This is a genomic window from Nocardioides cavernae (genome assembly GCF_016907475.1).
Lineage (GTDB): Bacteria > Actinomycetota > Actinomycetes > Propionibacteriales > Nocardioidaceae > Nocardioides > Nocardioides cavernae.
Genome location: NZ_JAFBCA010000001.1, coordinates 3,713,908 through 3,731,842 on the forward strand (window position 1 = coordinate 3,713,908; position 17,935 = coordinate 3,731,842).

Annotated in this window: 19 protein-coding genes; 7 read left to right on the forward strand and 12 right to left on the reverse strand. The window is 72.7% G+C overall.

Annotation, left to right across the window (positions count from 1 at the left end):
- Nucleotides 1-134: 134 nt before the first annotated feature.
- The gene (locus JOD65_RS17420; protein WP_204811253.1) at nt 135-2,225 is read left to right on the forward strand and encodes an MFS transporter; all 2,091 of its coding nucleotides are present in this window, start codon (nt 135-137) and stop codon (nt 2,223-2,225) included.
- Between the two features lie 36 nt (nt 2,226-2,261).
- Here JOD65_RS17420 and JOD65_RS17425 read toward each other — a convergent pair whose 3' ends face one another.
- The 3 genes from JOD65_RS17425 to JOD65_RS17435 all read right to left on the reverse strand — a co-directional run bounded on the left by JOD65_RS17425 (nt 2,262) and on the right by JOD65_RS17435 (nt 5,358).
- Nucleotides 2,262-3,749: a calcium-binding protein gene (locus JOD65_RS17425; protein WP_307821237.1), complete on the reverse strand. Its 1,488-nt coding sequence runs from the start codon at nt 3,747-3,749 to the stop codon at nt 2,262-2,264.
- Nucleotides 3,750-3,873: 124 nt separating this feature from the next.
- Complete coding sequence (locus JOD65_RS17430) at nt 3,874-4,422, reverse strand: hypothetical protein (protein WP_191196164.1); 549 nt, start codon at nt 4,420-4,422, stop codon at nt 3,874-3,876.
- Nucleotides 4,423-4,560: 138 nt separating this feature from the next.
- Complete coding sequence (locus tag JOD65_RS17435; RefSeq protein WP_191196165.1) at nt 4,561-5,358, reverse strand: hypothetical protein; 798 nt, start codon at nt 5,356-5,358, stop codon at nt 4,561-4,563.
- A gap of 50 nt (nt 5,359-5,408) precedes the next feature.
- Between JOD65_RS17435 and JOD65_RS17440 the strand changes: the two genes are divergently transcribed.
- The 3 genes from JOD65_RS17440 to JOD65_RS17450 all read left to right on the forward strand — a co-directional run bounded on the left by JOD65_RS17440 (nt 5,409) and on the right by JOD65_RS17450 (nt 7,376).
- Entirely contained in the window at nt 5,409-6,017 is a 609-nt protein-coding gene (locus tag JOD65_RS17440; protein WP_191196166.1) for a DUF8817 family protein, read from the forward strand.
- Nucleotides 6,018-6,069: 52 nt separating this feature from the next.
- Entirely contained in the window at nt 6,070-6,261 is a 192-nt protein-coding gene (locus JOD65_RS17445; RefSeq protein ID WP_191196167.1) for a hypothetical protein, read from the forward strand.
- A 146-nt stretch (nt 6,262-6,407) separates the two neighbouring features.
- Nucleotides 6,408-7,376, forward strand: a complete 969-nt coding sequence (locus tag JOD65_RS17450; RefSeq protein WP_191196168.1) for a hypothetical protein — start codon at nt 6,408-6,410, stop codon at nt 7,374-7,376.
- A 16-nt stretch (nt 7,377-7,392) separates the two neighbouring features.
- Here JOD65_RS17450 and JOD65_RS17455 read toward each other — a convergent pair whose 3' ends face one another.
- The 6 genes from JOD65_RS17455 to JOD65_RS17480 are packed head-to-tail and all read right to left on the reverse strand — an operon-like array spanning nt 7,393 to nt 12,090.
- Nucleotides 7,393-8,046, reverse strand: coding sequence for a GTP cyclohydrolase II (locus tag JOD65_RS17455; protein ID WP_191196169.1), 654 nt, complete (start codon nt 8,044-8,046; stop codon nt 7,393-7,395).
- On the reverse strand, nt 8,043-8,738 hold the full coding sequence (locus JOD65_RS17460; RefSeq protein ID WP_191196170.1) for a RibD family protein: 696 nt from the start codon (nt 8,736-8,738) through the stop codon (nt 8,043-8,045). Before JOD65_RS17460 ends, JOD65_RS17455 begins: the two co-directional genes overlap by 4 nt.
- Nucleotides 8,731-9,657 carry a lysylphosphatidylglycerol synthase transmembrane domain-containing protein gene (locus JOD65_RS17465; protein ID WP_191196171.1) on the reverse strand — a complete coding sequence of 309 codons (927 nt, stop codon included), beginning with the start codon at nt 9,655-9,657 and terminating at the stop codon, nt 8,731-8,733. Before JOD65_RS17465 ends, JOD65_RS17460 begins: the two co-directional genes overlap by 8 nt.
- Nucleotides 9,654-10,712 carry a glycosyltransferase family 4 protein gene (locus JOD65_RS17470; RefSeq protein WP_191196172.1) on the reverse strand — a complete coding sequence of 353 codons (1,059 nt, stop codon included), beginning with the start codon at nt 10,710-10,712 and terminating at the stop codon, nt 9,654-9,656. Before JOD65_RS17470 ends, JOD65_RS17465 begins: the two co-directional genes overlap by 4 nt.
- Entirely contained in the window at nt 10,709-11,104 is a 396-nt protein-coding gene (locus tag JOD65_RS17475) for a 6-pyruvoyl trahydropterin synthase family protein (protein ID WP_191196173.1), read from the reverse strand. The genes JOD65_RS17470 and JOD65_RS17475 overlap by 4 nt, the downstream gene beginning before the upstream one ends.
- On the reverse strand, nt 11,092-12,090 hold the full coding sequence (locus tag JOD65_RS17480) for a zinc-dependent alcohol dehydrogenase (protein WP_191196174.1): 999 nt from the start codon (nt 12,088-12,090) through the stop codon (nt 11,092-11,094). The genes JOD65_RS17475 and JOD65_RS17480 overlap by 13 nt, the downstream gene beginning before the upstream one ends.
- Nucleotides 12,091-12,176: 86 nt before the next feature.
- Here JOD65_RS17480 and JOD65_RS17485 point away from each other — a divergent pair, with 86 nt between their 5' ends.
- From JOD65_RS17485 to JOD65_RS17495, 3 genes are read left to right on the forward strand one after another with little or no spacing between them, the layout of a single operon-like run.
- Nucleotides 12,177-13,865 (forward strand): alkaline phosphatase family protein, encoded by a 1,689-nt coding sequence (locus JOD65_RS17485; protein WP_204811255.1) that lies wholly within the window; start codon nt 12,177-12,179, stop codon nt 13,863-13,865.
- Nucleotides 13,866-13,908: 43 nt separating this feature from the next.
- On the forward strand, nt 13,909-14,427 hold the full coding sequence (locus JOD65_RS17490) for a sigma-70 family RNA polymerase sigma factor (RefSeq protein WP_191196176.1): 519 nt from the start codon (nt 13,909-13,911) through the stop codon (nt 14,425-14,427).
- The gene (locus JOD65_RS17495) at nt 14,424-15,155 is read left to right on the forward strand and encodes an anti-sigma factor family protein (RefSeq protein WP_191196177.1); all 732 of its coding nucleotides are present in this window, start codon (nt 14,424-14,426) and stop codon (nt 15,153-15,155) included. The genes JOD65_RS17490 and JOD65_RS17495 overlap by 4 nt, the downstream gene beginning before the upstream one ends.
- Here the strand turns inward: JOD65_RS17495 and JOD65_RS17500 are convergent.
- From JOD65_RS17500 to JOD65_RS17510, 3 genes are all read right to left on the reverse strand, one after another.
- Nucleotides 15,138-15,503: a hypothetical protein gene (locus JOD65_RS17500; RefSeq protein WP_191196178.1), complete on the reverse strand. Its 366-nt coding sequence runs from the start codon at nt 15,501-15,503 to the stop codon at nt 15,138-15,140. The two genes, JOD65_RS17495 and JOD65_RS17500, sit on opposite strands and share 18 nt — an antisense overlap.
- A gap of 5 nt (nt 15,504-15,508) precedes the next feature.
- Nucleotides 15,509-16,240: a CDP-alcohol phosphatidyltransferase family protein gene (locus JOD65_RS17505; RefSeq protein WP_191196179.1), complete on the reverse strand. Its 732-nt coding sequence runs from the start codon at nt 16,238-16,240 to the stop codon at nt 15,509-15,511.
- Nucleotides 16,241-16,436: 196 nt separating this feature from the next.
- Nucleotides 16,437-17,888, reverse strand: a complete 1,452-nt coding sequence (locus JOD65_RS17510; RefSeq protein WP_191196180.1) for an RNB domain-containing ribonuclease — start codon at nt 17,886-17,888, stop codon at nt 16,437-16,439.
- Nucleotides 17,889-17,935 lie beyond the last annotated feature (47 nt).

Consider the following 17,935-nt stretch of genomic DNA (forward strand, 5'->3'; position numbering starts at 1 on the left):
GTGTCAGCCATGGCGAACCACCCCTCACTCGGTTACCTCGACGGTACGCCCACCATGTCCGGCATCCCCAGGTCTCGCCGCCTGAGGAGCGAGACTAGGGTCGGCTGCATGGGAGTCGATGGGCGGTCCTGCCGGTGACCGTGACGGCCACGACGACCGGGGTGGCTCCGGAACGGTCGAGCCGCTCGGGACTCATCGTCCTGGTGCTGGCACTGTGCGGCACGGCCGTGTCGCTCATGCAGACGTTGGTCGTGCCCCTGTTGCCGGACTTCCCGGGACTGTTGGGCACGTCCTCGGACAACGCCTCGTGGCTGGTCACGGTCACCCTCCTCACGAGCGCAGTGGCCACGCCGATCCTGTCCCGGCTCGCTGACATGCACGGCAAGCGACTCATGATCGTGGTCTCGCTGCTGGTCCTGCTCGCTGGCTCGCTCCTCGGGGCGGTGAGCGACTCACTGGTCGCGCTGATCGCCGCTCGAAGCCTGCAGGGCTTCGCACCTGCGTTGATCCCGATCGGCATCTCGATGATGCGTGACGAGCTGCCGCCGGAGCGGATCGGTGGCGCGGTCGCCCTGATGAGTGCGACGCTCGGGATCGGCGGCGCGGTGGGGCTTCCCCTGTCGGGGGTGATCTACGAGACGTTCGGCTGGCAGGCGGTGTTCTGGGGCAGCGTCGTCATGGCTGCCGTGATGCTGGTCCTGGTCCTGGTCGTGGTGCCGGAGTCCGGTGTGAGGACGCCTGGTCGCTTCGACTGGGTGGGTGCCATCTTGATGTCCATCGCCTTGACCTCCCTGTTGCTGGGCATCTCCAAGGGCGGCGTCTGGGGCTGGACCTCGCAATGGACCTTGCTGAGCTTCACCGTGGCCTTCTTGGTCTTCGCGTTGTGGGCGCCATGGGAGCTGCGCACCGGCGAGCCCCTGGTGGACCTGCGCACGTCGACACGGCGTCCCGTGCTATTCACCAACATCGCCTCGCTCCTGGCCGGGTTCGCGATGTTCGCCAATCTCCTGGTGGCCACCCAGCAGCTGCAGATACCTGTCGCCAGCGGCGTCGGCTTCGGTCTGGACGTCACCGAGGCCGGGCTCGCGATGTTGCCCGGCGGCGTGCTGATGGTCCTGATGGCACCGGTGTCGGCCGAGGTCACCCGCCGGTTCGGCGCTCGCATCACCTTGGTGACGGGGCTGTGCATCACCGGCTTCGGGTACGTCGTCCGGGTGCTGCTCGACGCCACCCTGGCCCAGCTGGTGCTCGGGGTCTGCATCGTCTCGGTGGGCATCGCGGTGAGCTTCGCGGCCATGCCGGTGCTCATCATGCAGTCGGTGCCGATCAGCGAGACGGCTGCCGCCAACGGTCTCAACACCGTCGTTCGCTCGATCGGCACCTCCACCTGCTCGGCCACCGTCGCGGCAGTCTTTGCTGCTGGGCTCGTCGCCGGGGGCTATCCGTCCGAAGCGGCGTTGCACTCCATGAGCTGGCTGGCGGCAGGTGCTGCCTTCCTCGCTGCAGTCGTCGGGTTCCTCATTCCGGCCCGCATCGCACCCGTCCTCGCCACCCGTCCCCTCGAACCCGGTGACACTCCGGCTGCTGTGCGCGCCGACTCGGTGCGTCGTGCGGACGTCGGCACCGAGGTCGTCGTGCGGGGCCGGGTGCAGCGTGCAGACGGCGTGCCCGCGCGACTGGCAGTCGTCTCCGTCCTCGACCGCAGCGGACGGCAAGCGGACTGGGCGCGGGCCGACAACGACGGACGCTGGTCTGTCGTGCTGCCGGGAGCCGGCGAGTACCTCGTCATCTGCTCCGCGGAGGGCTGGGCGGCACGGTCCGAGCTCCGCCAGCTCAGGCCCGACGCCGTACCCATGCTGCAGCTCGACCATCGCCTCACGGTCGCGGGCGTCATCTCTCGCGGCGGCTGGCCCATCGACGACGCGCTCGTCGTGCTCACTGACTCGTCGGGCGAGTCCGCGGGAGCAACCAGGACGGACGAGGAAGGTCACTACGAGATCGGGTTGCCGCCGCTGGGTAGATACGTGCTCACTGCGCTGGACCCGCGCACCGGAGTCGCGGAGTCCGAGGACGTCGTGATCAGTGCTCAACGACGCCGCTTCAACCTCGTGCTGGCTGACCTGTCCGAGCCGGAGCCGTCGGAGGATGCGACCTCGCCGTCTGGTCCTGCGCCGCGTGCCGGGGCATCTGGACCCGCAGATGGTCCGGGTTCGCTGCGTTGGTGACCGATCGCACCAACAGACGCCTCCGACGACGTCCGCTCACCCGTGCTGCCCGGAGACCATGAGCAGCGGCCGGGGCACGATCTGTGCGCCGCGCTCGAGTCGCTCGACGGCATCGCGTGCCCGCGCCGCATGACCCTCGGCTCGATCCGACCGGCCCGAGCCCGGGTCCTCGCAGCTCGTGACCCGCTCGGCGCCGAGGCAGGTGTCCCTCCCCTTGCGGCCGTTCGCGAAGTCGCCGCGACCAGCGCCCAGGTCCAGGACGTCCCGCCCTCGGGTGGCGACGACGGAGTCGCGGCCCCCGCGCATCACGGCCTCCAGGCTGCGTCCGCCCTGCATGATCAGGTCGTCGTTGTGGGGGGTGCCGCGGAACCGCCAGCGCTCGTCCTTGCTGAAGATCGCCATGACCTCGAGGCTGCGCACGCGACCGGCCCGCGCCCTGGTCCGGAGGATCCCGCGGCCCTGGTCCACGGTGATCGTCGAGCCCTTCGCGAAGCCGCCCTTGCGCACGTTGAGGATGGCGAGATCCCGCGAACCGCCTCCGTCCACCGACAACCGGCGGGACGAGGGGGCGAGCCTGAAGAAGATGTTGTCGTGGCCTCCCCCGCCATCGACGTCGACGTCCTCCACGGCCTCGACCAGGAGCTCGTCGGGCCCGCTCTGACCGCGCAGGACAGCCGGGGCGGTCTCCGGGTGGACCTCGAGGTGGTCCATGTCCTCCCCGCCACGCGCCGTACCTCCGGCCTGCCCCAGGCGGATCCAGTCCATGCCCGGACCTCCGTCGATGTCGTCCGGGGCGTCAGCTGCCGGGTCGAGGTCCGTGTCGGTGAAGTCGGAGACGAGGGTGTCGTTGCCGCCGGCGCCGTCGATCTGGTCAGCACCTCCGCGGCCGATCAGCACGTCGAGGTACGGCGAGCCAACCAGGACGTCCGCGGTTCGTGTACCCACGATGCTCAGGGCCTCGGTCACGACGATCTGGTCGGTGCCCGACGGCTCTGCCACGTAGCCCAGTCCGCCGACGGGAGTGAGGTCGGCCCTGATCCCGCCCGGGAAGCCGGCGGCGAGGAGGTCCGAGTAGAGCACCGTGTCCGCGGGGAGGGAGTAGTCGTCGCGTGTCAGGGGGTCGAGGCCGGCGTCGACGTAGTCGCTGCCCACACCCGGCCAGATGACGTCGCCGCCGGCATCGCTGTCGAACCCGCCGAGGATGCGGTCGTCGCCCGCGAACCCTTCCAGACGGTCCGTCCCTTCATCGCCGCAGATGACGTCGTTGCCGAGGAGTCCCGAGATCGTGTCGTCGCCCCCCAGCCCGACCATCACGTCGTCGCCGTTGGTCCCCGTGAGCACGTCGTCCCCGGGCGTGCCCAGGTGTGTCGCGGGCCGGCCCTCGCACGTCCCCGCGGCTGCACTCGCGGGAACTGCGTGAAGCAGCGGCGCGACGAGCGCGAAGCCCGCGAGGACCAGGCGCGGCCCTGTGGTTCGTCCAGCTGTGCCTCGGTGTGTGTCCATGTCCTCGTCCCTTCCCCGCATCCGATGCCATTCAGGATGGGCGCCAGCCGCACGCCACACATGGGACGGCAGTCCCGAACGCTTCGGGAAGATCGGGACTTTGCCGACGTCCCGGCGCAGGTGCCGGGGTGATGTGGTCCTCGGGTCAACCGACGTGCACTGCAGCGGGTCCGGCCGGCACGTCGTAGCGATGGAGCACGACTCCGCCGTCGAGCTTCGTCAGGACGTGGTGCGCCAACCGTGCGGTCGTGGGCGCCACGGACAGGTTCTGGCACGCGTACAGGCGGCTGGACCAGGCGTCGGGACGCTGGTGCCGGATGCGCACCTCGACCACCTCGGAGGGCCGCCAGCCCTGCACCGGTCTGCCACTGGACGGGGCGACCAGCTCGAGGGCGTCCCACTGCCCCATCCACAGCTTCATCTGCAGGTCGAGGGCGGCGCAGAGCAGGGCCGGGTGCTCATCCACGACCAGCATCCGGTGGTGCACCCGGTACCGGTACGGCTGGTGCTGGCTGCGGGCGACGCCGGCGCGAGTGGCGGCCGCGTCGAGGTCGAGCGCGCAGGCACTGGGATCCCTCAGCCGGGCGGCACACATGCGTGCGGCGCTCGTCCAGTCACCGGCGACGACATCGGCCAGGGCGTCCAGGGCGGGCGCGAGGAGTCGTGCTCCGGGATGCATGATGGCGATGGCCATGTGAACCGCTCCTCACCAGTTCCCAGCCGTGCGACGCGCGAGCGGGTGTGGGAGCCAGCCTGGGTCACCCCTGCCCGGGTCCGGCCGAACTGCCGCCGTTTTCCCGTGAACCGGGGACGAGACCCGGCATCGGATGGATCAGAAGCCCATGTCGAAGCCGCCGCCGTCGAACCCGCCGTCGAAGCCTCCGCCGTCGCCACCCCCGTCGAAGCCACCGCCGTCGCCGCCGTCGCCGCCGTCGCCGCCGTCACCCCCACCGTCACCGTCGTAGCCGCCACCGAGGTCGCCGAACATCATGCCGCCCATGAACATCCAGGTCATGGGTCCGAAGGCGCCGAAGTAGCCCATCGCGTAGGGCTCGTAGGCGCGGCCGCCCTGCCAGTACGGGACTCGCTGCGGTCCGACCATCACCTTGCGCACGTCCGGCTCGGCGCCGGCGCGGACGCGCTCGACGTCCAGGGCGCAGGCAGGCACGTCCCGCTCGACACCGTCCGGAGGGACGTAGGGGACGTCACCCACTGAGGGGCCGTGGCGAGGATCGAAGAAGCAGGGCGGCCTCCGGGTCGGCAACGCCTCGCCCGCGACGCGGGCGCGCACGCAGGCGACCGCGTAGCGACCGTCCTCGACGATCGCCGTCACGTGCCGGATGTCCTCGGGACCGCTGATCGAGTCACCGGCCGTCTTGGCGGACTCGTAGGAGTCGAGTGCCCGCTGGTAGTCGGCCGTGGCGCCGGCGTCGAGCTCGTGACCGCTCATCTCCAGGTCGAGCTGCTGCAGGTCCTCACCGAAAGCGGTGATGTCCTCGAAGGCCAGCTTCTTCACCGGCGCGAGCTCGTCCTCCCGCCGGGTCAGCTCACGCTCCTTGTTGCGGCGCGACGCACCGACCGCGACAGCTCCGAGCACCGCGAGGACGACCACGATCAGGATCAGCTCCATGTCGAGAGCCTACGTCCGGGCGGGTGCGCCCTCCTGTGGGACGCTGGGGCATGCCGCCCACGGTCATCCCGATGCTGCCCTGCGCCGACATCGACGAGGTCGCGGAGTTCCTCACTGCGCTCGGCTTCACGGTCACCTACCGGCAGACCAGGCCCAACCCGTTCGTCGCGCTCGAGGGCCACGGGTTCCCGATCCAGTACTACGGACTCGAGGGACACGTCGCCGAACACTCGCACAGCACCTGCGGGGTGTTGGTCGCCGACACCGAGGCGATGTTCGAGACCTTCGCAGCCGGGCTCCGCGCCCGTTACGGAAAGCTCCCGGTGTCAGGTCTTCCCCGCATCACCCGCCCTCGGCCCCGCAAGAACGTCGGAGGCGTGTCCGGGTTCAGCCTGATCGACCCTGCGGGCAACTGGATCCGGTTCTTCCGCGACGGCCCTCCGGACCCGGTCGGCGAGGCGTCCCCGCTGCGGGAGGGCCTGCTCAACGCCGTCGTGCTCGCTGACAGCAAGGGCGACCCGGTGCAGGCGGCGAAGATCCTGCGGGGTGCCGTGCGGCGGGCAGACCCGTCCGATCCTGCCCTTCCCGAGGCTCGGGACTTCCTCGCGGAGCTGGACGAGAGGACGTCGCCGCCGGGTCTGGATGGAACCTCCGTCTGATCTGGGGTGCTCATGGGGGGCACGAGGTCGGATGGGCGCCCACAGTGGGGAGGTGAGCAGCCAACCCTCCACCACCCGCGTCCGGGCCGCCGATGCGGCGGCCACGCTCGCCGTCCTGGTGGTCGGCGCATCGCTGCTCGCGATGATCGCCCCGCTCACCTCCGCGTTCGCGGTCGTGCTGACCGCCGTGCTCTACATCCCGATGCGCCGTCGCGCCGGAGGCGCTGGGACGCCCGCCGGGTAGCGCGCGCCGGGCGCTTCGTCCGCGACCGACCGGCCTCCGAGCTGTCTGGCCCGCCCTTGTGCCGGGTCGGGGGTTGCGCTATGCCTCGATGGTGGGGCCGCCGTCGTGCCGCCATCCCTGTGCAGCCCCGGGTGAGGAGCATGACCATGGATGAATCGCAGCGTCTCCCCGAGGCGCAGGAGGTCGACCCGGCACTCCTCGAGCTCCCCGCGTCGGCGCCGCCGTCCACCCACGCGATGACCCACGTCGAGGACGCACTGCGGTCGAGTGGGCTCCAGTCCGAGATCGCCGAGGTCCTCCCCACGCGCGGCGGTCACGTGGCGGACCGGATCTGGGACGTCTGGACCGATGTCGAGTGGTCGGACGCCTTCCGGGTGAAGCCCACGCTCGACCTCGACGTCGAGCTCGACCGGTTCCGGTGGCCGGCGGGGCTGTACATCCCCAGGGACGCCGACTACCGGGACCACTGGATGGTGCCGCCCCCCGACCAGCAGCGCTACGCCCTGGCGTGGCCCACGACGGGGAGCCCCACGCGACCGGACTGGGCTTCGGCGCAGACGGGCGACCTGTTCACGTACGCGATCGTGCCGTGGACGTCGCCGGGCGCCGACGTCCGTTCGGAAGCGGGGATCGGGATCCGGTACTCCCCGACGTTCACCCTCGGCACCGTGGACTTCCAGCCGATGGTGAACGTCAAGGACGGCATCCTCGCCGCCGTGCTCGACTACTACCCGACTCTCTCCGCAGGCCACGTCACGCTGCGAGCGAGCGTCGTGCTGGCGTCCTGGCAGGTGATTCCCGGTGGTTTCGACCTGCTCGACCACGCCGTGTCGCCGATCGCCGGCATCACCCGCGACCAGAGCTACGGACCCGAGCGCGCCAAGCTGCCGGGTTCGCTGTTCACGCCGCGCCCCTTCCGCAAGCGCTTCCTCGTCCAGGGCGGACGCGACTACCTCTTCGGGGTCGTGGGCCGCGTCGAGGCGATGTCGACGCTCACGGACCCGCAGGGGCGGCCGCTCACCGGCACGAACGGCACCAACTTCAAGGTGTACACGTGGATCACGCTCGGCATCCCCTACATGACGGTCGACACCGTCCAGGTGCACATCCCGTAGCGACCGGCCGCGCGACTCAGAGCCCCGGCAGCTGCAGCACGTGGCCACCGGCAGCCTTGGTGGCCAGGTATCCGTGGTTGACCGCGCTCAGGTGCAGCCCGGTGCGCACCCGGCGCTCGACCCGCAGGCCGGCCGCCTCGAGCTGGGCGGCCTTGTCGGGGTTGTTCGAGAGCAGGTCGAGCCGGTCGACGCCGAGAGCCTCGAGCATCTGCACGGCGACGGTGTAGTCGCGCGCGTCGTCGGCGAAGCCGAGCGCCCGGTTGGCCTCGTAGGTGTCGAGGCCGCGGTCCTGGAGGGCGTAGGCGTCGATCTTGTTGTAGAGCCCGATGTCGCGTCCCTCCTGGCGCAGGTAGAGCAGGTAACCGCCGGCGTGGCTGACGCGTCTGATCGCCTCCTCCAGCTGGGGCCCGCAGTCGCAGCGTGCACTGCCGAGCACGTCGCCGGTGAGGCACTCGCTGTGCAGCCGCACGAGGGGTACGCCGACGGGGCGGGCGTCGTCGTACGCACGGCTCCCCAGCCCGATGGCCACGTGCTCCCGACCGTCGACCAGTCCGTGGAAGGTGGTCAGCCGGGCGGGCACCGAGGTGCCGTCGGCCAGTCGCAACGGCAGGTCCACCGCTCGCCGGACGGACGCAGCGGGCAGCCCGCCGAGGACGGGTTCGATGCTCATCCGGTCTCCTCGAAGCGCGGCGAGAGGGCGTAGCGCAGCAAGACGACGTCGCCGATCTGCTGGGTCTCCGCGAGCCGCGCGCGGTGGCCGGGGTTCCAGGGGAAGGCGCCGTCGCCGACGAAGCGCCGCGCCTGCGAGCTGCCGACGAAGAACGGGGCGACGACCAGGTGCAGCTCGTCGGCGGCCGCGGCCGTGAGGAACTGGGTGTGCACCCGTCCCCCGCCCTCGACCATCAGCCGTCGCACGCCGCGGTCGTGCAGGTCCGCGCTGAGCCGGTCCACCTCGACGTCCGGACCGCCGTCGACGACGGTCGCCACGTGCGCCAGCCGGCTCCGTGCCGCGCGTACCGAGGGGGTGGCGCAGTAGACGATCTTCTCGCTGTCGCCGGTCGCGAAGAAGTTGCTGGCGGCGTCGAGCCGGGCGCGCCTGGTCATCGTCACCTTCGTCGGCGACTCGGCCATCCCCCGGGCGCGTCGCCGCTCGCGCAGGACGGGGTCGCGCACCAGCAGCCGAGGGTTGTCGTCGCGCACCGTGCCGGCGCCGACGAGGATCGCGTCGCACTCCGACCGCACCCGGTCCACCCGGCAGAGGTCGGCGTCGTTGGAGAGCACCAGCCGCTCCCGGGTGGCGCCGCCGAGGTAGCCGTCGAGCGAGATGCTGCAGCTGAGGATCGTGTACGGGCGCTCAGGCACGGACGGACCCCCTGGTCGTGGCAGGCACGGTCGTCGGTCCGCCGGACGCCAGCACGACGACGAGCCCGGGCAGGTTGGCGACGAGCACCATCGCGCCGTACGCCACCGCCGTCGCCACCCCCGTCGCGGCGCCCAGCCCCGACACGGCGAACGCCCACGCCGCCATCCCCTCCCGCGGACCCCAGCCCGCCAGGTTGAGGGGCAGACCGGCGGCGACCAGCACGACGAGCACCAGCGGGAGCAGCGTCGAGACGGGAGCCTGCACGCCGACGGCGCGAGCCGCGACGACGTACGTCGCCACGTAGCCGGCGAGCGCCACCAGCGAGGCGACGAGGACACCGGGCCACGACCGCCGCACCAGCAGCGCAAGACGTACGTCGTCGCGTGCCGTGCGGGCCAGCCGGCTCCACCAGCCGTCACCCCGCGCCGACCGGACCGCCAGCGCCGCGACGACAGCGACCACGACGAGGGTGGCGAGCGCCCAGGGAAGAACGGGGCGCACGGGCGACGGCAGCAGTCCCACGAGCAGCACCGCGGCAGCGGCCTGGACCGCCTGCCCGGCGACCCGCTCCCAGCCGACCGCGCGCAGCGCGCGCCCCGTCTCCCCCGTCGAGCGACCGTGCGCCACCCCGCGGTGCACGTCGCCCAGCACCCCACCTGGCAGGACCGTGTTGAGGAGCTGTGCGCGGTAGCAGGCCGCCACTGCGGCGGGCACTGCGATCTCCACGCCGAGCTCGCGCGCCACCAGGTGCCAGCGCCACGCACAGGCGACCGTGGTGACCGCGGCAATCGCCAGACCGAGCAGGAGCACACCCACGTCGAGCGACCGCAGACCGTCGACCACCGAGTCGCTGCCGACCTGCCAGACGACCACCCCGAGGATCGCTGCCCCCGCCAGTCGGCGCCACGCCCTCCTCACGCCGCCACCCCCCGCACGACCGCGGCCACGCGAGCGGCCGTGACAGACCAGCCCGCCAGGTGCCCGCGCCGCTCGACCGCCCGCGCCCGGAGCTCCTCACGCAGGCCCGCGTCCGTCAACCACCAGCGCAGCGCAGCCGCCAGCGCGCCGGGATCCCCCGGGCGGACCAGGATCCCCGGCACCCCGTCTCCCGGCACCTCTCCCAGCGCCTCGCGCACCCCACCGACGTCGGTCGCCACCACGGGCAGGCCGTGCGCCAGCGCCTCGGCCACCACCATCCCGTAGGTCTCCGCGCGACTCGGCAGGACCAGCAGGTCCGCACCGGCGTACGCCGCCTCGAGCGCGTCGCCGGTCAGCGCACCCGCCAGCGCGAAGCGGCCCGCGAGCCCCATCTCGGCGCTCGTCTTGAGCACCAGGTCCGCGAAGTCCAGGTCGACGGAGTCGGCGCCTGCGCAGGTGCAGTGCCACGTCAGGTCGCGCAGGTCGCACAGCGCCGCCAGCAGCTGGTCCTGTCCCTTGACCGGGCTGATCGTCCCGACGCAGAGGAGGTTGGTCCCCGCCGGCGTGCCCGTGGAGAGGGCTGCAGGGTCGACGCCGGGGTGCGCCACGTGCACGTCGGACGGCGCGACGTCGTATTCCTGCACCAGCCAGTCCCTGCACCACGCGCTCGTCGTGACCACCGACGCTGCGGCCGCGACCACCTGCCGCTCGACGATCCGGGCCAGCACGTCGTCGACACCGACCGGCAGGTGCACCAGGAGCACGACCCGCAGCCGCGCACCCGCCGGCACCATCACCTCCGGGAGCCGGGACGCGAGCAGCCCGTCGACCAGCACGACCGCCCCGTCCGGGATCCCGTCGAGGGCCCGGCGCAGGCCGTCCCGCCCGACATCTGCGGTCCACGGCCAGCCGCCCTCGACCTCGACGACCTCGACCTGCCGGCCGAGGTCGCGCAGCGCCACGCAGGCGCGGCGGTCGTAGGTGTTGCCGCCGCTCGGCCGGAGCGGGTCGTCGACCCCTCGCGGCACCAGGACGTGCAGGACCCCCGCCGTCACAGCGACCTCTCGTAGCTCGCGGACGCCACGTGGGACTCGTGCAGCGTGACGACCAGCCGGTCCACGTGGTCGGCGGGCCCCAGGTCGCCCGCGGTGATCCGCTCGGCCAGGCGGTCGGCGACGTGGCGGGCCAGCACCTCGGTGGTGGTGTTGGTGCCGGCGAAGACCGGCTCCTGGTCGAGGTTGCGGTAGGACAGCGTCCCGACGACCTCCGCGAGCGCCGTGGCCGCCCGGCCGATGTCGACGAGGATGCCGTCGGCGTCGAGGCTCTCGCCGCGGAAGGTCGCGTCCACCACGAACGTCGCCCCGTGCAGCGCCTGCGCGGGCCCGAACACCTCGCCACGGAAGCTGTGCGCCACCATCATGTGGTCGCGGACGGTCACGCCGAACACGGGACCTCCTCCACACCGGCCGGGTAGGTGACCGAGTGGCAGAGCGCCGGCAGCTCGCGGGAGACGAGTCGTGGCATCACCTCGGGCAGGTCCTCGAAGGGCGACTCCCCGGTCAGCAGGCAGTCGAACGCGTCGTCGCGGAGCAGGTCCAGGGCCAGCGCGAGCCGCTGGGCGGTGGTGCGGCTGTCACGCCGGGCGGGCGCCACCCGGCCCACCTGGCTGGCACGCAGGGCGAGCCGCCCGGAGTGGAAGCTGCCCCCGAGCGACACGGTCGTCGGCTCGTCGCCGTACCAGCTGAGCTCGAGCACGGTCCCCTCGCTCGCGAGCAGGTCCAGGCTGCGCTGCAGGCCCGCCGACGTCGCACTGGTGTGCACGACGAGGTCGCACCCGGGCGGCGCGTCGTCCGGCAGCGCGAAGTCCACGCCGAGCGCGGCGGCCACCGGGGCACGGGACGCATCGACGTCGACCAGGGTCACCGAGGTGCCGGGCACGCGCGACGCCAGCCGTGCGACGCTGCACCCGAGGACGCCGGCGCCCACCACGGCGATCCGGTCGCCGAGCAGTGGCGGCGCGTCCCACAGCGCGTTGACCGCGGTCTCGACGATCCCGGCCAGCACGGCGCGCGCCACCGGTACGCCATCGGGCACCGGCACGACCGCCCCGGCCGGGACGACGTACGCCGTCTGGTGCGGGTGGAGGCAGAAGACGTCGCGGCCGAGCAGGTCGGCCGGGCCCTCCTCGACCCGACCGACGTTGAGGTAGCCGTACTTCACCGGCCCGGGGAAGTCGCCGTCCTGGAACGGCGCCCGCAGGGCGTCGTGCTGGCTCGCCGGCACCCGGCCACCGAAGACGAGGCTCTCGGTCCCGCGGCTCACCGCGGAGCGCAGCGTGCGGACGACCACGTCGTCCGGTCGTGGGGTGGGCAGCGAGACGTCACGGATCTCGCCCGCGCCCGGCTCGCGGAGCCAGAAGGCCCGTGCCCGCATCCGCTCCTCCTCGCCCGGTGAACCTCGACGGCGCTGGTCCCGTATCCCTCGACGACGTGCTCGTACCCGGGGTGAACGGAGCAGACGTGCCGACGGTTCAACGGTGGCGTGGACTCGCCGCGACGGGCCTCACCCTGCTCGCGCTGGGGCTCGTGCTGGTGGTCCTCACCGCCCCCGACCGGCTCGACGAGATGTCGCCGAGCGCGTTCCTGCGGCTCCCGGTCGAGCTGGTCGTCCTCGTCGCGCTGCTGCTCGCGCTTCCCGACCGCGCCCGGCGCGTGCGCGGCCTCGTCGTGGCGACCGCTGGCCTGCTGCTCGGGGTGCTCGCGGTGTTCAAGCTGCTCGACCTCGGCTTCGGCCAGGCGCTCAACCGCCCCTTCGACCCGATGATCGACTGGCGCTACGCGAGCGACCTCGTCGGGACCGTCCGCGGCTCCGCCCCGGGGGCGCTCGGCGTGGTCCTGCTGGCGGTCGCCGGGCTCGTGCTTCTCGCCGCACTCCTCGTCGTGCCGCTCGCCCTGCGCCGGGTCTGCCGATCGGCGGTCCGGCACCGACCGGCCACGGTGCGCGTCGTCTCGGTGCTGCTGCCTGTGTGGGTGGCGCTCAGCCTGCTCGGCACCCGCGCCGGCACCGTCCCGGTCGCCTCCGACGCCGCGGCGTCGTACGCCCTCGCGCAGGTGACCCGGGTGCCGTCCCAGCTGCGCGACCAGCGCGAGTTCGCCCGCGCAGCGGCCGACGATCCCGCCCGCGACACCCCGGCGGCCGACCTGCTCACCGGGCTGCGCGGCAAGGACGTGCTGGTGGTCTTCGTCGAGAGCTACGGACGCGTCGCGCTCGACGACCCGGGCCTCTCCCCCGGTGTGGAGGCCACGCTCGACGAGGGCACCCGCCGCCTCGAGCGCGACGGCTACCGCGCGCGCAGCGCCTGGCTCACCTCGCCCACCTTCGGCGCGATCAGCTGGCTCGCGCACGCGACGCTCCAGTCCGGCCTCTGGGTCGACAGCCAGCAGCGCTACGACCACCTCGTCACCACCGACCGCGAGACCCTCTCCAGCCTGTTCGGCCGATCCGGCTGGCGGACCGTCGCCTCGGTACCGGCCAACGACCGCGACTGGCCGCAGGGCGCGTTCTACGGCTTCGACCACGTCTACGACTCGCGCAACGTCGGCTATCGCGGGCCGCGCTTCGGCTACCCGACGATGCCCGACCAGTTCACCCTCGAGGCGTTCCAGCAGGCCGAGCTCGCGCCGCGTGACCGGCGACCGGTGATGGCCGAGATCGACCTGATCAGCAGCCACGCGCCGTGGTCCCGCACCCCCGAGCTGCTGCCGCAGGAGTCCGTCGGCGACGGGAGCGTCTACGCCGGGATGCCCGAGACGCTGCCCTCCGAGGCCGACATCTGGCCCGACGCCGCCCGGGTGCGCGCGGCGTACGCCGACTCGATCGCCTACTCCCTGCAGTCGGTCGTCTCCTTCCTCTCGACGTACGCCGACGACGACCTGGTGGTGGTGCTGCTCGGCGACCACCAGCCGGCGACGATCGTGTCCGGCGGCTCGGGCGACGATCCCGGCCACGACGTGCCGGTCACGGTCATCGCCAAGGACCCGGCGGTCGTCGAGGCCCTCGGCCCGCGAGGATCGGACTGGGGCTGGGACCCCGGGATGCGGCCCTCGGACGACGCCCCGGTCTGGCGGATGGACGCCTTCCGCGACGAGCTCCTCCGCGCGTACGGCCCCGAGGACCACACTGGGACGGCACGGGCGGTCACGCGTTGAACCATCCGGACGACGCCGTCGTCCTCCCGGGCAGGAGGGTGGGATGCCGAAGGACGAGGTCGCGCTGATGCAGCGGGTGCACGACGAGCACGCCGAGGTGCTCTGGCGCTTCTGCCTGCGCCTCGTGGGCAACGACCGCGGCCACGCCGAGGACGTCACCCAGGAGACGCTGCTGCGGGCCTGGCGCCACGGCACGATCCTCCACAGCCCTCCGGCGGCGGTCCGCTCGTGGCTCTTCACGGTGGCCCGCAACATCGTCATCGACGACTGGCGCAGCCGGAAGGCCCGTCCCGAGACCCCCGTCGACGAGGTCCCCGAGCAGCGCCGCTCGACCGAGGACGACGCCGACGACCAGCTCCTCCTGTCGTGGGTCGTCGCGGAGGCGCTCACCCACCTCTCCGAGGACCACCGCACCGTGCTGCTGGAGTGCTACTACCGCGGCCGTCCGGTCGCCGAGGTCGCCCGCCGCCTCGGCGTACCGCCCGGCACCGTGAAGTCCCGCACCCACTACGCGCTGCGGGCGCTCAAGCTCGCGCTCGAGGAGATGGGGGTCTCCGCATGAGCACCCCGACGAGCTGCCCCCACGCGCACGACGACGCGGCGTACGTGCTCGGTGCCCTCAGCCCCGCGGAGCGCCTCGACTTCGAGCGACACCTCGACACGTGCGACGAGTGCTCGCGCTCGGTCCGCTCCTTCGCCGGGATGCCCGGGCTGCTCGACCTCGTCGACCCAGGCGTCCTCGAGGACCCGCCTGCCGACCCGCCCCTCCCGGCGACCCTGCTGCCCTCGCTCACCCGCGCGGTCGAGGTCCGCAGCCGCCGGCGCGTCCTGGTCGTCGCCGGGCTCGCGGCCGCATCGGCGGCCGTGGTCGCGCTCGCCGTGCCTGCTGTCCTCGATCGCGCCGACGCGCCGGTCTCCGGGCCGGGCACCAGCACGTCCTCGCCGCAGTCGCCGGACGGCAGCGACACGGTCGAGACGCACGAGATGGCCCCAATGGGCCACGTGCCCGTCGAAGCCAGCCTCGGCCTCGAGCAGGTCGCCTGGGGCACCCGGATGCTGCTGACCTGCACCTACGACAAGGACGCCGCGGAGGTGGAGCTGCCCGAGCAGGTCGACTACCTGTTGTTCGTCACCGCCTCCGACGGACGGTCCGAGCAGGTCGGGAGCTGGACCTCGTTGAGCGGCGCCACCATGGAGGTCCCGGCCGCCACCTCCGTCCCCCGTGACGACATCGCCAGCGTGGAGGTGCGGACCACGAGCGGGCGGGTGGTCCTACGACTTGACGCGTGAGGCGAGCGGGTTGTCAGCGGCGAGCAGGCGCGCTCCCGCGACGATCGCGACGACCTCGGCCGCGGCCGCGACCCACACCGCCCAGCCGGTCCAGTTCGCGGTGACGCCGAACAGGCCCACCGTCGTGGCGAGCACGAAGGCCAGCAGCGTGCTCGCCCCGAACCCGAGCGCGAGGAACGCCGGCACCCAGTGCCGCCACACCAGCAGCAGCACCGCGATCACGGCTCCGGCGATCGCGTTGAGCATGAACGACGGTCCGAGGAAGTCGTCGTCCCGGGCGAAGTCGAGCCAGAGGTAGAGGTGCACCGCCGCCGAGACGAGCACCGATAACGCTGCGAGGACGCGCATGCCACTCACCTGTCGTGTTCGAGGACCTTTGCCGGGAGTACGTCCGCGGCGCCCGCCCGGTTCAGTCGGCGCCGCCACAGCCACACCACGTCCCAGCCGAACGACTCGGCGAGCAGCAGGGCCGCGACGACCAGCACGCCGTACGTCGTCGCTGCCGGTGCGAGGTCGGACGCCGCGAGCGTCAGGGCGATGCCCACGTAGGCCGCCACCACCTTGCGCCAGTAGCGCGGCGGCAACGGCTGCTGCATCCAGGGCAGGAGACGCGCCGCGACGGCGTACGCGTAACGGATCACGCCCAGCCCGAGCACCCACGCGCCGTGCTCGCGCGCGACCAGCACGCTGAGCACGAGGATCAGGAAGGCGTCGGCCTCGCCGTCGAGGCGGCCGCCGTACGCCGACGCGGTGCCCGTACGCCGCGCGACGCGGCCGTCGACGAGGTCCAGCACCAGCGCGACGACCGCGAGCGGCACCAGGACGCCGACGACGTCGGCCCCGGCGATGGCCTCCGCCACTAGCGCGGCGATCCCGCAGGCGAGCGTCGCGCGGGTCAGCGTGACCAGGTCCGCCGGCCCGAGTGCCGCGACTCGGTCGACGGTCGCCCGGCGGCCGGCCGCGACCGCCAGCACGACGGCGCAGGCCAGACCGACGCCCCACGCACTGGGTCCCACGTCCAGCACAGCGAGCAGGGCGGCCACCCCGACGAGGCACACGGCCAGGCCGCGCCGCACTCCGACCACGGGACACCTCCTCCCCCGGGCGTACGAGCCTGACGCCGCGACGGTTCACCGGCCGGCGCGTCGGACGACGAGCGGACGGACACCATGCAGGCAGTTCGAGCCGTCATGAGGCTTGCTCACGCTCAGCGCGGCTGCCGGCCCGGCGAACTGCCTGCATGGTGCTCGGGCAGCCGCTGCTTGTCGTCCGGGAGCCGACTCACGCCAGCCGGAACTCCACGGTGCGCGTCGTCGGGTCGGCCGTCGCCAGCTCGACGGTGACCTCCTCGCCGAGGGGGAGGTCCGAGGTGCTGGTCACCGTCGCCTCGATGGCGGGGTCCTGGATGGTGACGTCGCCCTTCTGCTTGCTCTTCTCGTCGAGGTCGACGACGACGGCGGCGAAGCGCTCACCCACCCGGTCGTGGAGCAGCTCGGCCTCGCAGAGGTTGACGACGGCGTTCTCGTAGCGGTTGGCCCGACGCCCCGACTCGGTCATCGTCTCGGGCAACCCGCCCATCGCCTCGATGACCCACGACGGGACCTCGGTGCCGGCGCACAACGCGACGCAGACCTCGCCTGCGTAGCGGTCGGCGAGCCGACGCAGCGGGGCCGTGACGTGGGCGTACTCCGAGGCGAGCGCGGAGTGCTGGGCCTGCTCGGGCAGCTCGCCGTTGAAGGCGACGTAGCCCGCGCCGCGCAACAGGCGGGTGCACGCCACGACCATCGCGGCGTGCGTCGGCTTCGACGGGTCGAGCGTGCGGATGAAGTCGGGGTAGAGCTGCTCGGCCGGCCACGAGATGCCGAGGGCACGAGCGGTGCGGTGCAGGCGCTGCACGTCGTGGGGGTCGGCCGGCGGTAGGGTCCGGAGGATGCCGACGCGGGCGTAGACCATCAGCGAGGCAGCGGCCATCCCGGTGAGCAGGGAGATCTGCGCGTTCCACGTCTCGACCGGCGTCAGCCGCCGGAACTCCAGCTCCCAGTGCCCGTCACCGGTCTCGACGAGCTCCTGCTCGGGCAGCGGCAGCGAGACGCCGCCGCGGGAGGCCTCGCGGGCGAGGCGCAGCTCCCCGACCTCCTTGAGCAGGCCGATGAGCTCGTCGGCCTTCCCTGCGTCGAGGTCGGCCTGCACCTGCTCGTACGACAGCTTGGCGCGCGAGCGGACCAGCGCCCGCTCGACCTCGACGTCGGTGCCCTCGCCCGTCTCGTCGACCTTGATCGTCCACAGCAGCGCCGGACGCACCTCCTCGGGGAGCAGGGAGGCGGCCCCCTCGCTCAGCACGGTCGGGTGCAGCGGGATCTTGGAGTCGGCGCCGTAGAGCGTCTCGCCCCGGCGGTTGGCCTCGACGTCGACGGGGTCGCCCGCCGCGACGAACGCCGCGACGTCGGCGATCGCGTAGTGCACGACGTAGCCGTCCCCCGACCGCTCGATGTGCATCGCCTGGTCGAGGTCGCGCGCCGACTCGGGGTCGATCGTGACGAACGGGATGTCGGTGCGGTCGAGCTCCGGCAGCCGGGGCGACGCGGCCGCCTCGGCGGCTGCTCGCTCGACGGCCGGGGGAAAGGTCGGCGTGACGTCGAGCTCCGCCTGGATCGCGGCGATGCCGTCGCGCATCTCCTGTGCCGTCACGCTGTCCCCGCTGGAGCGGACCTTCACCACACGGTTGCTGGGCATGTCACGACCCTAGCCGTGGCGTGGCCGCCCGCGCTGCCTACGCTTGC

Excerpts from the sequence above, each read along its gene's own strand:
- JOD65_RS17425 (WP_307821237.1), bottom strand. The coding sequence starts at position 3,749 with ATGCGGGGAAGGGACGAGGACATGGACACACACCGAGGCACAGCTGGA.
- JOD65_RS17430 (WP_191196164.1), bottom strand. The coding sequence starts at position 4,422 with ATGGCCATCGCCATCATGCATCCCGGAGCACGACTCCTCGCGCCCGCC.
- JOD65_RS17435 (WP_191196165.1), bottom strand. The coding sequence starts at position 5,358 with ATGGAGCTGATCCTGATCGTGGTCGTCCTCGCGGTGCTCGGAGCTGTC.
- JOD65_RS17440 (WP_191196166.1), top strand. The coding sequence starts at position 5,409 with ATGCCGCCCACGGTCATCCCGATGCTGCCCTGCGCCGACATCGACGAG.
- JOD65_RS17450 (WP_191196168.1), top strand. The coding sequence starts at position 6,408 with ATGGATGAATCGCAGCGTCTCCCCGAGGCGCAGGAGGTCGACCCGGCA.
- JOD65_RS17455 (WP_191196169.1), bottom strand. The coding sequence starts at position 8,046 with ATGAGCATCGAACCCGTCCTCGGCGGGCTGCCCGCTGCGTCCGTCCGG.
- JOD65_RS17480 (WP_191196174.1), bottom strand. The coding sequence starts at position 12,090 with ATGCGGGCACGGGCCTTCTGGCTCCGCGAGCCGGGCGCGGGCGAGATC.
- JOD65_RS17490 (WP_191196176.1), top strand. The coding sequence starts at position 13,909 with ATGCCGAAGGACGAGGTCGCGCTGATGCAGCGGGTGCACGACGAGCAC.
- JOD65_RS17495 (WP_191196177.1), top strand. The coding sequence starts at position 14,424 with ATGAGCACCCCGACGAGCTGCCCCCACGCGCACGACGACGCGGCGTAC.
- JOD65_RS17500 (WP_191196178.1), bottom strand. The coding sequence starts at position 15,503 with ATGCGCGTCCTCGCAGCGTTATCGGTGCTCGTCTCGGCGGCGGTGCAC.
- JOD65_RS17510 (WP_191196180.1), bottom strand. The coding sequence starts at position 17,888 with ATGCCCAGCAACCGTGTGGTGAAGGTCCGCTCCAGCGGGGACAGCGTG.